Below are 14,903 nucleotides of genomic sequence, written 5' to 3'. Positions count from 1 at the left end.
ATATATTTACTGGCTTGACGATGAAAGGACATATCCTCTCCGGTAAAAAGACGGCAGCATATCATTCCTTCTGCATCTTAGGCCGTACTCGAGCTGTAATACCGCGTCAACCTAAATGGGCTTCGCCATAACACGGCGAAGCCCGTTTTACTTCCTGACTATGCAGTTCAATAAAATAAATCCGCATTTTGCTGCCGGTATTTCAGCGGCGTCGTTTTCGTGAGCAGCTTGAATTTGCGAATAAAATTGTTGACGTTGTTAAACCCGACCTGCTCGGATATTTCATGAACAGGTTCATCCGTCTGCACAAGCAGCATGCGTGCCTTCGCAATCCTCAATTTCAGCAAATATTCATACGGAGTGAGTCCCGTCTGGCGCTTGAAGGTCCGGATGAAGGCGTAGGTGGTCAGATGATTCCTTGCGGCCATGTCATGAACCGATACATCCTCGTTATAATGAAGGTCCATATACGTTATCGTTTCGGCGATCGCTTTGGCCGAAGTGCTGGACAGCTTCAGGGTATCGTGAGTATATTTCTCCTCGCTCAGAGCGGTCAGCGCTCCGCACAGCGCTTCGGCCATCTTAAGGTCAGCCGTAGGCGCATTGCGGTTGACCTGCTTCAGCACCGTATCCATATGGGCCTCAACGGAACCGGGCTTTTGTAATGCAATCGTCTGAAACTTGCCCTCATTGATGAGCGCTTCGTAGTGAATTCCTGCCGATTCCTCAAACCGGACCCATTTGATCTCCCAGCTATCCCCGACACATTCATAAATATGAGGTTCATTGCAATCGAGCAAAAAAGCATGGCCTTCCGTCACCTGGAACTTTTGTCCGCGGAACGTCACTGTACCTCGGCCTGCCAGCGTCAAAATCAGAATCCGGTAGTTGAGCCCCTGCCTTTGGACCCTGTACCCCGGCAGGCAGTGATAATGCCCGCAAGCGACGATGCGAAAAGGAAGCCGCTGGCTCTGAGGATCCGGCAGATGCAGGAGATGGACAGAGCTCGGGCTGATAATGTCATTGATAATATTGTTCATGGAGCTCATAAATACTACCTCAATTTTTATATATTTTCAGTTGATTATTGGCGATGTAATCCCATCGTACCACCCATATAATAAAAATAAAAGCACCACTATGAATCTCCGCGGAGGATCTTGCAAATGAGCATAGCGAAGAACGACCTAGAATTATTCGAATTGATGAAACGGGACCTGTACACACCGGTTATCGGAGATATTTTGGATGATTTAGGCAAATATCATCAAATTCTTGTTCCGGCAATTCAGCCGATGAAAGAGCATATGGTGTTGGCGGGACGCGCCATGCCGGCCGTCATGATTGACGTGTACGGCAGGCAGGAGAAGCCCTTCGGGTTATTGACCGATGCGCTGGATCAGCTGGAGCCGGGAGATGTGTATATTGCGAGCGGCGGGGACATGCGCTGCGCGTATTGGGGAGAGATACTGACCGCAACGGCCAAGACCCGCGGTGCGGCGGGAGCCATCGTGAACGGCTATCACCGGGACACGCCCAAGGTGCTGGAGCAGAACTGGCCCGTATTCTCGCGGGGACGATTCGCTCAGGATTCCTCGGTACGCACCAAGGTTGTCGATTACCGCTGCCCTATCGAAATCAGCGGGGTCTGGATCCAGCCCGGTGATCTTATCTTTGCCGATCTCGATGGCGTCGTCGTCATTCCGGCGGAGCTGGAGGCCGAGGTGATCGAACGGTCTCTTGAGAAGGCGAGAGGAGAGAAGCTGGTGCGCAAGGAAATCGAGGCGGGATTGTCCAGTACAGCAGCATTTGCCAAATACGGAATTTTATAATCCGGAAAGCGAGGGATAGCAGGATGAGCGACAAGTTCCGTCAAGCCAGCTTTCATATCCATCCGGACGATAACGTAAGCGTCGCTTTATCCGATCTGGAGCCAGGGGAGATAGCCGTTTACGGACCCGGGGGAACCGCCATCGGATTCGCCGGGGAGCCGGTCAAGCAAGGACATAAGCTGGCGCGGCGCCATATTGGCGAAGGCGAAGCGGTCATAAAATATGGGGTTGCCATTGGGCTCGCCACTCGCGATATTCAGGCCGGAGAATGGGTGCATCTGCATAATTGCAAAAGCTTCCACGATACGCGCTCCTCTACTCTTGATATCGAGTCAGGAGCACCTACGGATATGGAGTATCGCTAGGCAATTCTTATCCCGTGTGTTAAATGTTGTGGAATGAGGTGGTCACGGTGGCAGAAGATTCGTTTCCTTCCTGGAAGGGCTATCTTCGCAAAAACGGCTCCAAAGGGATTCGAAATAAAGTGCTGGTGATGTATACGGTGGAATGCTCTTCCTTCGTCGCCAAGGAGATCGGCAGCCACTTCAAGCATTCCGACATCGACGTCGATGTCGTAGGCTTCGCCGGCTGTACGGACAACGAGTACGCGCTAAGGATGATGATTGCGCTGATCCGGCATCCGAACGTAGGCGCAGTGTTGACCGTCGGACTTGGCTGCGAATATTTGCAGGCTAAGAGCTTGGCCGAGATCGCGCTGAAGGAAGGCAAGCCGGCTGCATGGATGCTGATCCAGGAGCACGGCGGCACGATGAAGACGATCGAGGACGGCAAGAACGCGGTTAAACAGCTGCATACGCAGCTGGAGCGGGAAACGGTGATCGTCGAGATGAACCTGAGCGAACTGGTCATCGGCGCAGAATGCGGCGGCTCGGACTATACGTCCGGTCTTGCAGGCAATGTGGTTGTAGGCCGCTTGTTCGACCTGCTCGTCACTTCAGGAGGGACTGCCATCTTCGAGGAAATCGTTGAAGCGATTGGATTGAAGTCTATTTTGCTCGCCCGGGCAGCGAACGAGGAGGTTAGAAGCGCACTGGAGGCGACTTACGACAAGATGCTCGATTACTGCAAAAGCGTTCGGCAGTATTCGGTGTCGCCGGGCAATTTTGCCGGAGGGCTGACGACCATTGAAGAGAAAAGCATGGGCGCCTTCGTCAAAAGCGGCTCCAAGCCGATCGAAGGCGTGCTCCGCGTATCGCAAACTCCGCCGCATCCCGGACTATGGCTGCTGGATAGTACGCCGGACCCGCATTTCATGGGCTTCGGCTACACGAATCCGAACGATAATGAAGGGCTGATGGACCTCATCTGCAGCGGCTCCCACCTCGTCTTTCTCGTCACAGGCAGAGGCACCGTCGTCGGCAGCGCCGTCGCTCCGGTACTTAAAATTACGGGCAATGAGAAGACCTACCGCAAAATGTCCGATGATCTGGATTTCTGCTCCGGTGCGGCATTAACCGGCGAGAAGACGATGGACACGCTTGCTTCAGAGCTGCTCGAGCTTGTCGTTCAGACCTGCGCAGGGCGGTTGACCCAAGCGGAGAAGCTTCATCATAAGGAATATTACATCCCGTACCAATATCAAAGCACAGGGACGAATTGTGAGGGATAACGATATGAAAACCGTGAATGAAATATTTAGTCTTACGGGCGAACGAGCGCTTATTACCGGGGGAGCAACCGGACTCGGCCTGGCCATGAGCCAATGCTTTCAAGCCGCCGGGGCGGAGGTCATCATGGTCGGCTCAGGCTGCGGGGAGGAACGGACAAAGCTCGCTGAAGCCATGGGCGAAGGGGTGTATTACCGCTCGTTCGATGTAGCGGATACGAAGCGGACCGAACTGTTCATACAAGAAGTCGAGGAGACTATCGGGCCTGTTTCGATCCTGGTCAACAATGCAGGCAACCATTGCAAGAAGCCGATCGAGGAGACGACGGACGAAGACTTTCAGGCTGTGATGGACGTCCACCTGCTCGGAGCGTTCTCTCTCTGCCGCGCCTTGGTACCCCGCATGAGGCAGAGAAACAAAGGAAATATTATCTTCCAGGCCTCCATGACCTCGTTCATAGGACAACCCCATGTGATAGCCTATGCGAGCGCCAAATCCGCTTATCTCGGTATGGTGCGGACACTGGCCTCCGAGACGTCCGCATACGGCATCCGGGTGAACGGCATCGCCCCCGGCTGGATCGAATCTGCGATGCTTCGCAAAGCATTGGACGGAGACGAGCCGCGAACGCAAAAAATACTCGGCCGCACGCCTATGAAAACATTCGGCGAGCCTCATGATATTGGCTGGGCCGCCGTCTATTTGGCCTCGCCAGCAGCCTCATTCGTCAATGGCGCCGTGCTGCCAGTGGACGGAGGCGCCCTCATCGGATTTTAGACTCGAGCAACGGATGTCGCAGCTATAGCAAACCGTCCAGGCCAAGGCCCGGACGGTATTTTTTTATCGAAGCTCACTTCTTCACTTCTGAAGAACCAGCCTCCCGGGCGATTTTGGGACGATAGTGCAGCGGAGAAACGCCGGTCCAGCGCTTGAACTGCCGGCTGAAGTGGCTTTGTGAGGCAAACCCGAGCTGCTCCGAGATCATCTGGATTTTCAAATCGGTGTGAATCAATAAATATTTCGCCTGCTGCAATTTTTTGTTCGTCATATATTGCCTGGGAGAAACCTTGTACACTTTTGTAAACAGCTTGTGACACTGCACCCGGCTTAAGCAAAGCTGTCTGGCAATCTTGGCAATAGAAATATCGGGTAAATGAAAATGCTCCGATATATATTTCTCGATCCGATGAGCGGTTTCTACTTCATAGATGGAGTTTTCTTGTTGTGCCGTCCGCGACGGCCCGGATTCAAGAAGCTGCAGCTCAATAATTTCACATAGGATCATCAGGATAACGGCCTGCATGCGAAGCCTTTCTTTCACGAGAACGGTGCTCTCCAATTCCTTCGAGCAGCCGGCATCCGACGACTCGGCCAGAAGGTTATTCATAATCAATTCATCTATATTATCGAGCTGCCGGGCCAGCCCTGACCGCGGAATTTGACGGTTATTCCATTTTTGAATAGGCTGAGCATGAAACCATTGCCGAAGATCCAGATCATCTATGTCAAAATGAAAGGAAAGATAGATATAGTTTTCCGGGCCGTTATTCACCACATGATGCCGCATCCCGGGCGGAATGATGAGCCAGTCGCCGCTGCCGAACGGGATGGCGTTCCCTTCGACATATTGAACGGCGCTGCCGTCATAGCAGTACAAGATCTCAAACATTTTATGATAATGATCACGATAGCTCCAGCCGGGTTCCGCCACTCGAAAATGGAAGCCTACTAGCTGCAATGTGCTGGAAACGTTGGGAAAACTGACCTTGTATGCCAAAGAAATATCCTCCCCTAAGTAAGTAATTGCAACTATACCATATTTGTATTATAGCAAGAGAGTCTACCCAAATTCATAAATGAGTTACAATTGGTCAAAAAAAGGAATGAAAACGTCATATCAAATCATCGAAAGAGACCGCATAATAGAAGAAGCAGTAGAACGACAACAAAAGAAAGCTTTGTGTATAGTTTGTTCATTTATTAAACAAAGGTAATTAGCTTGAAGTGAGAATTATCAATAGAATAAAGGGGAGATTCTTATGAAAAAAGCTCTGAAAAGCGGAATTAGCGTAGCGGTCTGTGCTTTTGTTGCAGCCGGCTGCAGCGGTGGGGTTAAGGATAGCGGCAAAGAGAACGTAACGGCGGATACGGTCGATCTGAATGCGCCGATTGAAATTACAATGACTTCAAGTGCAGGAACCGCCTCAGACAGCTTTAATGCAAGTGTGACCAGCTACCTTCAGAAAAAATTTCCGAACTGGAAATTCAATTATATTCAAAAAGGGCCCGGTTCCTCGATCCAGGAGCTTGTAACTGCCGGAACCGCGGTAGACCTCATTTTCGAGGCGCAGACAGGCGTGATTGACGGATTAATAGCCCCGGGGCTGCAGACCGATATTACCGATTTGGTCAAAAAAAATAATATTGATTTGAGCCGGTTCGAGCCTGTTTCCATCGATGCCATGAAATCGCTTGCGAACGGGGGGTTATACGGGCTTCCGATTAGCATGATGGGGATTGTCACCTTCTATAATAAGGACATATTCGATAAATTCGGCATCCCTTATCCGAAGGACGGCATGACCTGGGATGAAACTATCGACCTCGGCAGGAAGCTCACGCGGATGGAGGATGGCGTATCCTATATTGGCCTGGCGGCTTCTACTGGCCATGTCTTAAAGCTGAACCCGTTCTCGATTCCCTACGTGGATGCCGACTCCAGCAAATCAACCTACGGTAATGACAAATGGAAAATCGTGATGGATACGATATTTAAAGGCGAGTCGACGGACCCTCTGTTCATCGAGTATATGAAGGGCAATAACAACAAGGTTCCTGCAAAGGATGAATTTTTGAAAAAGAAAAATTTGGCCATGTACGTTTATTTTTCCGACCTGGTTGCGGACGGCCTTGCTCCATCCGTTAATTTCGACATGGTATCCGCACCGACCTTCAAGGAGCTTCCGGGTGTAGGGTTCCAGCCGTACCCGACTTACGTGAACTTGTCGTCCGCTTCAAAGAACAAAGAGGCGGCAATGGAAGTCATCAAATATTTGGTGTCTGACGAATATCAGGCGGCACGTGCCAAATTGGGCTACATTACACCGCTTAAGGATGATGCTATCCGCAAATCAATGGGCAGCGAATACCCGAAAAAGCTGAACTGGAATGCGGTATTTTACAATAAATATCCCGAAGTTCCGAAGAAAGGCAAGTTCGATTCCATTGGCGAGAAACCGCTGACCGACAATATTCCGGGTTATATCATGGGGGGCTTGGATACAAATACAGTGCTTCGCCAGGCGGAAGAAACAGCGAACAAGGCGATCGAGGCGGAGCAAAAGAAATAATAGACATGCCGGTGAGGTACACCGTTGAAATGACGAAAATGCAAAGGGGCAGCAGCCTGTGACAACCAAGACAGAACCATTAGCGAAGAAGTTTTATTTCGGAAAGTCGAATAAAGCCGGATACATTAGAGTTACCTGTAACGAAAACAACGGCGTACCTCTGTACAGTAAGGAAACGTCCTTCGGCTTTCTTCATCAAACCTGTGCCTTTCCCCCGAGGGAGGTGCATACAAGCTCTATCATTTCTACGGAAGAGGGCTTTATCCTGACGGAAACGGACTTTTACTATGAGCCGGGCCATGAGAACGACAACTTCAACCATTACGGCATGGCCTTCCGAATCGATGTTCCAGCCGGGGCCTACGAGATTTATGTTAAGACCGCGTCCGAGCTTGCGGATACGATGGTCTCTGTTTCCGGGCTGCAAGCCAGCCGTATCCTGGATAGCGGTTATTGGGACGCAGCCAGACTTATACCAGTCAATACCTATGCCCGGACCGGTCCAAGGGAGTGGAGCTTCCGATTCGTAACCGGCCTGCCCTACCTCGATATTGAAATTGAACCGAAATACTCCGGTATTCCCGTCGGCGTTGAGGAGATTATCATCAGCCCGATTGCTCCTCAGCCGAGAGAGGAAGGCAGCCTTCCTGCCCTTTTCCTGTTAGGGGATTCCACCGTTAAGTCCTATACATTCGAAGAAGCTCCGATGTGCGGCTGGGGGCAAGTGATAGGCAGGCTGTTTGACCGGGACCAAGTTACCGTAATCAACTATTCCATGGGCGGACGGTCGTTCAAAAATGCCTATGCCGAAGGCCGGCTCAACGATCTCTTGATGACAGGGCATCAGGGAGACCATGTGCTGATACAGTTCGGCCATAACGATGAGAGGGAGGACGAATATCGCCGCTATGGCAGAGGCTCCACAGAGTCTATGTACAGGACCTACATCGAGCATGTGTATGTCCCGGCAATTCGTGCCAGAGGGATGATCCCCGTATTGGTTACGCCTCCCTCCAGAGTTCTTGGCAGCGCAGCGGCAGGGCACCGGTACACGAACTCCTTTCGAGCGCGAAAATTTCCTGAGCTGATGAAGACATTGGGTCAAAAGCTGGGAATCACCGTTATCGACCTGAACTCCGAAAGTATCCAGTATTACAACCAGATCGGAGTCGAAGCAACGACTGCCCTATTTATGTCCATAGAGGCAGGGGAAACACCCGGTAAGACCAATGACGGCAGCTATGCCAATGGACATCCGGCCAATAAGATAGACGGAACGCATTATAAGGAAGCGTTGGCCAAGCCGTTCGCGCAAATCATTGCCACTCAAATGGTAAAATTGGGTGAAGCGGGGGATCCAACGGCTTTGGAGCTTGCCTCCTATTTGAGGAAGGACGTTGCCGCCGCTGCCGCTTCCGAGGATTGGGAGACCATTTTTCCTGAAACGGCAAAGGACATCAGGGTTGGAGAAGCAGCCTATTACCGGAATCAGATTGAGAAAATGCTGCAGCTCGGCGTCATGAATAAAGATCATAACGGTCATTTTCATCCCCATAGGGTGATGTCTACAGAGGAATTTATTACGGCCCTGTCGCGAATCATGAATATCCAGCCAGCAGCAATGCAGGGATATCCTCGCGGGGATTTGACCCGTGAACTGATGGCCGCTATATTATTTGATGCGTACCATACGAAGTTCACCGAGAAGCCGAAATATATGACGGATTACAACGGCAAACCCTCCGGACCTGCAGACCGTCATCATGACCCTAATCTCGATTCGGGTAATACGGACGTCACGTACGATCCCATGATCAGCTATGAACAGCTGACGGATACCGGTGGCATTACTCCGAATATTGCGGACAAAGTGAAGAAGGCTTATGAGCTGGGTCTCATCCGATCGGAGAAGGGAATAACCCGAGGAAAGGTCAGCTGCGGCACGGAGCTCGAACCGAAGCAAAGCGTTACCCGCGAAAAAGCAGCCAAGGTCTTGTATTTTATGTGGGTTCTCGTGAATCCTGTGCATCGTGAAAATCATCAAATCTAACGAAGCCGCGTGTATAGCGCGGCTTTTTTGATCCCTACAAAGCACCTGAATCCGCTTCTAAGCCGTAGCCCCGCTTTGCGGGGTCAGGCTGTTGAAAAACCTAGTTTTACGTGAACTAGCTAAATACGGAGGTGGGGTATGCCTCGGAGGAGTTTACGTCCGCCTTTGAAACCCGCGAAAGTACCGCAAAATATAATCCAATTCGCGGGTTTCAATAGCGGCTGGAGGGGTATACCCCACCGTAGTATATCAGCAATAGTTCTAGCTTCACAGTTTTTTCCACAGTCTCGCCCCGCTTTGCGGGGTTATTTTCCATGAAGCGGATCATTTTGACCCGATTCACCTGCAGGTTTTATGGTAAAATTAGGCTTGGGCAAGAGATTCATTGGTCACACCCAATCTATTGAAAAGAAGGTGAACCGTAATGAAAATCAGAACGCTGGAATTGTTCAAGGTTCCGCCACGTTGGCTTTTTCTGAAAATAACAACCGATGACGGATTGGTCGGTTGGGGAGAGCCGGTCGTCGAAGGACGAGCGGATACCGTAAAAACGGCCGTGGAAGAGTTGAGCACGTATCTCATAGGGCAAAATCCGCTGCGGATCGAGGATCTTTGGCAGGTGATGTACCGGGGAGGATTTTACCGCGGAGGTCCGATTCTTACAAGTGCCCTGTCAGGCATAGAGCAGGCCTTATGGGATATTAAGGGAAAATATTATAACGCTCCAGTATATGAGCTGTTGGGAGGAGCATGCCGCGACCGGATTCGCGTCTATAATTGGATCGGCGGCGACCGCCCGAGCGATGTGAAGGATGCTGCCCTCAAGCAGATTGAAGCCGGGTTTACGGCGGTAAAAATGAATGCTACGGAGGAGCTGCACTTCATTGATTCATTTGATAAAGTGCAGGAGGTGATGGACCGGTTCGCTGCGGTTCGAGAGGCCGGAGGCGCTCGGTTCGACATCGGCATTGATTTTCACGGACGGGTACACAAAGCAATGGCCAAGATTTTGGCCAAGGAGCTTGAGCCCTACCGGCCCATGTTTATAGAGGAGCCTGTCCTCCCTGAGAATAATGAGGCGCTTAAGGAAATCGCCAAATATACATCGGCGCCTATTGCTACAGGAGAGCGCATGTATACGCGCTGGGGCTTCAAGGATTTGCTGCAGCAGGGTATCGTCGATATCATCCAGCCGGATGTGTCCCATGCCGGGGGAATTCTGGAGACGCGTAAAATCGCGGCCATGGCTGAAGCTTACGATATCGCGCTGGCGCCGCACTGCCCGCTCGGGCCGATTGCATTGGCGGCTTGCCTGCAGGTAGATGCCTGCTCTCCTAACGCTTTCATTCAGGAACAAAGTCTCGGCATTCATTACAATCAGGGCAGCGATTTGCTGGATTATCTCCTAGACCCCAAAACCTTCGATTACAAGGACGGCTTCGTATCGATTCCTCAAGGCCCGGGACTCGGGGTGGAGGTGAACGAAGAAAAGGTTCGCGAAATGGCCCGAATCGGTCACGATTGGAAAAATCCGGTCTGGCGCCATGAGGATGGTACGGTTGCTGAATGGTAGACTGGTAAGCGATTACAGATAATGTCATCGATTCAACTTCATCCATAAGGAGTGAGCTTGGAGTGAAAACGTACGAGATTGCTGTGATTCCCGGTGACGGTATCGGGAAAGAGGTTGTGCCCGCTGCAACGGAAGTGCTGGACGCCGTGGCAGAAGTACATGGAGGGATTTCATTCCAGTACTCCCACTTTCCATGGAGCTGTGATTATTACGAGCAGCATGGCCAAATGATGCCGGATGACGGACTGGACATCCTGCAAAATTATGAAGCGATATTTCTTGGCGCCGTAGGAGATCCCGGACGCGTACCGGATCATGTATCGTTATGGGGGCTGTTGATCAAAATTCGGCGGGAGTTCGAGCAGGTGATTAACATTCGGCCGGCGAAATATTTTCGCGGTCTCGCTTCACCGCTTCTTAACCCGAACGATTTTGACCTCTTGGTCGTCAGAGAAAATAGCGAGGGCGAGTACAGCGAGATCGGTGGACGTATCCACAAGGGAGATGACGAAATCGCGATTCAGAACGCGGTGTTCACGCGAAAAGGAACCGAACGCGCCATCCGGTATGCGTTCGACTTGGCGCAGAAACGAAGGGGCCACGTAACCAGCGCCACCAAGTCCAACGGAATTGTATACTCCATGCCGTTTTGGGACCAGGTGTTTCAAGAGGTCAGCCAATCGTATCCGCATGTACAGACGGCATCCGTTCATATTGATGCGCTGTCCGCCTTCTTCGTCACGAAGCCGCATACATTTGATGTCATTGCAGCCAGCAATCTGTTCGGTGACATTCTCACGGATATCGGGGCCGCGATTATGGGCAGTATCGGTATTGCTCCTGCCGCCAATATCAATCTGAACGGCAAGTATCCGTCCATGTTCGAGCCGGTTCATGGCTCGGCTCCGGACATCGCGGGGCAAGGCATCGCCAACCCGATCGGCCAAATCTGGACGGCGAAGATGATGCTGGATCACCTGGGGCATCAGGAAATGGGCCAGCATCTATTGAAGGTTGTGGAGGATGTGACGCAGTCCGGAGTGAAGACCAAGGATATTGGCGGCAGCTCCACAACGAAGCAAGTCACACACGAAATCATTAACAGATTGAAGCGTTGAGTTGGGTGCGGGTGTCCGCATGAACCCGAACGACGCTAAAGCAGGAGAAAGCTGATGTCGGAACACTTTATGTATGTATTTCCCTGCGATCCGCTCTTGCCGAAGCCGGATTTGCAGAAGCTGCAGCGGGAGCTGCTTCGTTACGGCTTCTGGAAAGAGCCGAAGGGCAATTGCATTGCCGAGACGACCCTATGGGAGCTCTGGCAAAGCATCGTGGTGCAGGAGCATGGGCTCACTTCTTATGCTTCAGGCATTCCTTTTCCGGATCCGCTGGATTTGCGTACCTTCATCGACGGCCTCAAGCAGGCAGGGATTGTGCCGCATTCCTACTATTTCGCTCATGACCGCAGAAGGGGGCGTACTCCGGCGGGCTATTACGATGGCGATGCGCTCAGCATACCGGTTCTGATCCAGGAGCTGCGCGACAATGGATGGATTTCGGAGCATTTTACGTTTGATTCCCCAACCCGCTTTGTCCCCGGTCCTCTATATTATTCCTTTTGCTTCGGCGAGCAGCTTGAGCCCGTCGGCTTTTATGACGAGCATCATACATTGATCCGGTACGGGGAATGCAAGGGGCTTTGGTTTGAAGATTACGGGGACACCATTACCGTACATGCAGGGGAAAACTTCTGCGAGCCTGTCACCAGGGACGGCGGGAAAGAGGTGGCCGATTGGTCCTCATTTATTGAAGCGTGGGTGGATAATCCTTCGGCAACCTGGCAGGACCCTGATACAGGCAAGTCCTACGGGTTCTGGGATCTGGACTTTCAACATACGCTCGGAGCGGGCAATTGCGCGCTTGTCATCGACCAGCCGGGCCTGCTGAGCGGGGAGAGAACGGCTGAGCTGCTGAGCCGCTTGAGCGAACAGCGCTTCGGTTACTCTCTATGTCATTTATAGCTGTACTAGATGACAAGCTTTTCCGTCGAAACCGGAAGAGCTTGTTCTGTTATAACGCTAGCATAACCCAGTAGAATGAGCTAGAAAAAATAGCAGACAAGCCTCGCGCGATTCTGGTAAATCCCATTGTTTATTTGCGCTGGAAATTATAAAATAGAAGTAGCCAAAATGATCGGGGGAGGAGAGATTCCGTGAGCGTGAAAATACAAGAAATTCCTCGATTCATATTTGATGAACTGCTAGTTCTTATTGGGGAGAAAACAAGGGAACGGCTTCTTAAGCTGATCCACAAGGACGAAGAAGATAGTGATGCCGCTCTATCGATTGAAAACTACATCCGCAACATTATGAATAATATTTTCTTTAATGACGATGATGTAGTCGATTTGCTGGAGATCAAGTCTACCTATCACAGACGGCGCCAGCTGACGAAAAAAAACTGGTATAAACAGCTGAAAAAAGAGGTAGAGAGCAAAAATAATACCAGTATTCATGAGGAACGGGAAGTGCTGCTGCAATTCCTCGACAGCAAAAGCGCCGATGCGGGCTTTAAAGAAATGCTCAAAAATATTAAAGATGAATCCAGCTTCGTACAAAACCGGCTGGCAGAGATCGAAGCCTGGGCCAATGATACCGAGACCCGCCTTACGGATTACCCTTATCTGGAATCCAAGCAGCAATACCAGATTGAGAAAGCATTTGAGAACGATCTTGTGTATATCATCGCTGATTTTTTGAAGAATGCGCCCCGCAACTGGATTACCCACCGCTTTAAGGATTTAATTGATAATCCGATTTTTGCCGACGGGAAAGCCAAATTAAAAGGAAACGTGCTGTTCGATTCCGAGCAAAAGGCAACCATCATTTATGATGACTATAAAATGAGCGACAACCGGGTGCTCCGCTCCTTCATCTCCATCGAAGAGAACGAGGAAGTGCAGCTGGATAAAATGTTCTTGCTCGACGAAACGGATTCAGAGATCCTGGAGCATATCATCGAGCACCGGTCGGAACGGTTTTACACGGACAAAACCATCGCATTCGATATCCGTCCGCTGCTGACGCGAATCTACGGGAATACCAGTCAGAAGGCCTACGATTTAATTACAAAGCGATTGCAAAAAATCGGCCGCTTCAGTCTGGAAGGAAGAACGACAGGACCTAATAAAGAGACCAAAACGACCTTCCTGTACAACTTATTTGAATATGTCATCGTTTCGAAGGAAGATGCGACAGGCCGGCGGTATGCCGAGATCAAGTTCTCGGACACGCTCCACCAGCAGTTCATTACGAAGCAAACGGTACAAATCTACAGTCACTTTATTCACCGTCTGGAGAACCGGCTGTCCAAGATTTTAATCTATGCTTTTCAGAAGGAGCGTCTCGATGCTTATCTGCAAGGACGCAAAATGAAGCAAAATTTTGAGTACAGCTTCTTCTCCGACCGGATTCGCTTCCGTTCCAAACGCATTGACAGCAACCTGAAGCAAATTGATGCTTCCCTCCAGGAATTTAAAGAAGCCAACATCTTAATAAATGATTATAAGAGGGTAGGGAACGGGTTTGAAATCATCCTGACCCCTGTAACGGAATCGGAAAAAGCCGACTTTTTTACAGCGGGGTCTACTCCGTCACTCATTCAATAGCATTTTACTTTTTACAATATTGACGTACTTTATCAATGTAAAAAGTGAGGGGATGCCCCAGGGCATGCCCTCTTTTTTTATCTTTTTACGATTTTTGCGTCCAGTTTTTAAGAAAGTAGCGTACCTAGCTTTTGCTTTTTACCAAAATCACGTACCGAAAATATGCTTTTTACCATTTTAGCGTACCGTTTCATGAGCTTTTTACTAAATAAGCGTACCCTTTAAAACGCTTTCCTCCCGCTGTTTGGGCATCGAATAGAGAAAACGGGGCCCCAAAAGCTATATTTTTTACGAAAATCGCGTACCTTATTATCATTTTTACCGAAAACACGTACTTCAACTTTGGTTTTTACATGAATCACGTACCATACTTCGCTATATTTTTTTATCAAATGGCTATAAAGAAATAGATTCCGCGCTATATAAGGTACGATTCGGTTTTTACCAAATACGCGTACTCGACTTCCGCCTAGAAATCATACGTTTTTTACAATATACGCGTACTCTATGAACCCTTACATGATATTACCAAGGTTGCTATAATGGATCTTGTCGAATACTGTGTTATCCACATGTGGATAAAATTATTTTTATGATACCAACATAAAAATACCAGCATAAAAGAAAAAAAGCCTCCACATACCATGGAAGCTTTACAAAATGGAATGCTACCAACATTCCATTTCACACCGAGCACTACCAATGCTCAGGTTTCAAAGAAAGACAAGCCGGAGTCGATCCCTGCCGCTACCAACGATAAAGATCGAATCCACATGCATTCAGCTTCTATATCCTCTGAAAAA

Annotated in this window: 12 protein-coding genes; 10 read left to right on the top strand and 2 right to left on the bottom strand. The window is 50.0% G+C overall.

What is annotated here, in order from left to right; translation table 11 throughout:
- Positions 1 to 167: 167 nt before the first annotated feature.
- Positions 168 to 1,049, bottom strand: a complete 882-nt coding sequence (locus ABEA66_RS13430; protein ID WP_192705550.1) for a helix-turn-helix domain-containing protein — start codon at positions 1,047 to 1,049, stop codon at positions 168 to 170.
- A gap of 117 nt (positions 1,050 to 1,166) precedes the next feature.
- On the opposite strand from ABEA66_RS13430, the gene ABEA66_RS13425 reads away from it, so the two are divergent.
- Genes ABEA66_RS13425 through ABEA66_RS13410 form a run of 4 tightly spaced genes read left to right on the top strand, consistent with a single transcriptional unit; the run spans position 1,167 to position 4,237 of the window.
- Complete coding sequence (locus tag ABEA66_RS13425; RefSeq protein ID WP_345587920.1) at positions 1,167 to 1,832, top strand: RraA family protein; 666 nt, start codon at positions 1,167 to 1,169, stop codon at positions 1,830 to 1,832.
- A gap of 23 nt (positions 1,833 to 1,855) precedes the next feature.
- Entirely contained in the window at positions 1,856 to 2,197 is a 342-nt protein-coding gene (locus ABEA66_RS13420) for a UxaA family hydrolase (RefSeq protein WP_345587919.1), read from the top strand.
- A gap of 47 nt (positions 2,198 to 2,244) precedes the next feature.
- Positions 2,245 to 3,462, top strand: a complete 1,218-nt coding sequence (locus ABEA66_RS13415; protein ID WP_345587918.1) for a UxaA family hydrolase — start codon at positions 2,245 to 2,247, stop codon at positions 3,460 to 3,462.
- Positions 3,463 to 3,466: 4 nt separating this feature from the next.
- The gene (locus ABEA66_RS13410; RefSeq protein WP_345587917.1) at positions 3,467 to 4,237 is read left to right on the top strand and encodes an SDR family NAD(P)-dependent oxidoreductase; all 771 of its coding nucleotides are present in this window, start codon (positions 3,467 to 3,469) and stop codon (positions 4,235 to 4,237) included.
- A gap of 73 nt (positions 4,238 to 4,310) precedes the next feature.
- On the opposite strand, the gene ABEA66_RS13405 is transcribed toward ABEA66_RS13410, so the two are convergent.
- Complete coding sequence (locus ABEA66_RS13405; protein WP_345587916.1) at positions 4,311 to 5,237, bottom strand: helix-turn-helix domain-containing protein; 927 nt, start codon at positions 5,235 to 5,237, stop codon at positions 4,311 to 4,313.
- Positions 5,238 to 5,499: 262 nt separating this feature from the next.
- Between ABEA66_RS13405 and ABEA66_RS13400 the strand changes: the two genes are divergently transcribed.
- From ABEA66_RS13400 to ABEA66_RS13375, 6 genes are all read left to right on the top strand, one after another.
- Positions 5,500 to 6,810 carry an ABC transporter substrate-binding protein gene (locus ABEA66_RS13400; RefSeq protein WP_345587915.1) on the top strand — a complete coding sequence of 437 codons (1,311 nt, stop codon included), beginning with the start codon at positions 5,500 to 5,502 and terminating at the stop codon, positions 6,808 to 6,810.
- A 58-nt stretch (positions 6,811 to 6,868) separates the two neighbouring features.
- Positions 6,869 to 8,860: a GDSL-type esterase/lipase family protein gene (locus ABEA66_RS13395; protein ID WP_345587914.1), complete on the top strand. Its 1,992-nt coding sequence runs from the start codon at positions 6,869 to 6,871 to the stop codon at positions 8,858 to 8,860.
- A gap of 424 nt (positions 8,861 to 9,284) precedes the next feature.
- On the top strand, positions 9,285 to 10,433 hold the full coding sequence (dgoD, locus tag ABEA66_RS13390) for a galactonate dehydratase (RefSeq protein ID WP_345587913.1): 1,149 nt from the start codon (positions 9,285 to 9,287) through the stop codon (positions 10,431 to 10,433).
- Positions 10,434 to 10,495: 62 nt separating this feature from the next.
- On the top strand, positions 10,496 to 11,551 hold the full coding sequence (locus tag ABEA66_RS13385; RefSeq protein ID WP_345587912.1) for a tartrate dehydrogenase: 1,056 nt from the start codon (positions 10,496 to 10,498) through the stop codon (positions 11,549 to 11,551).
- A gap of 54 nt (positions 11,552 to 11,605) precedes the next feature.
- Positions 11,606 to 12,454 carry a hypothetical protein gene (locus ABEA66_RS13380; protein ID WP_345587911.1) on the top strand — a complete coding sequence of 283 codons (849 nt, stop codon included), beginning with the start codon at positions 11,606 to 11,608 and terminating at the stop codon, positions 12,452 to 12,454.
- A 191-nt stretch (positions 12,455 to 12,645) separates the two neighbouring features.
- Positions 12,646 to 14,100, top strand: a complete 1,455-nt coding sequence (locus ABEA66_RS13375) for a hypothetical protein (RefSeq protein ID WP_079910996.1) — start codon at positions 12,646 to 12,648, stop codon at positions 14,098 to 14,100.
- Positions 14,101 to 14,903 lie beyond the last annotated feature (803 nt).

The organism is Paenibacillus vulneris, assembly GCF_039543185.1.
GTDB classification, from domain to species: Bacteria; Bacillota; Bacilli; order Paenibacillales; family NBRC-103111; genus Paenibacillus_S; species Paenibacillus_S vulneris.
This window is presented reverse-complemented; position numbering and strand designations above follow the sequence as displayed.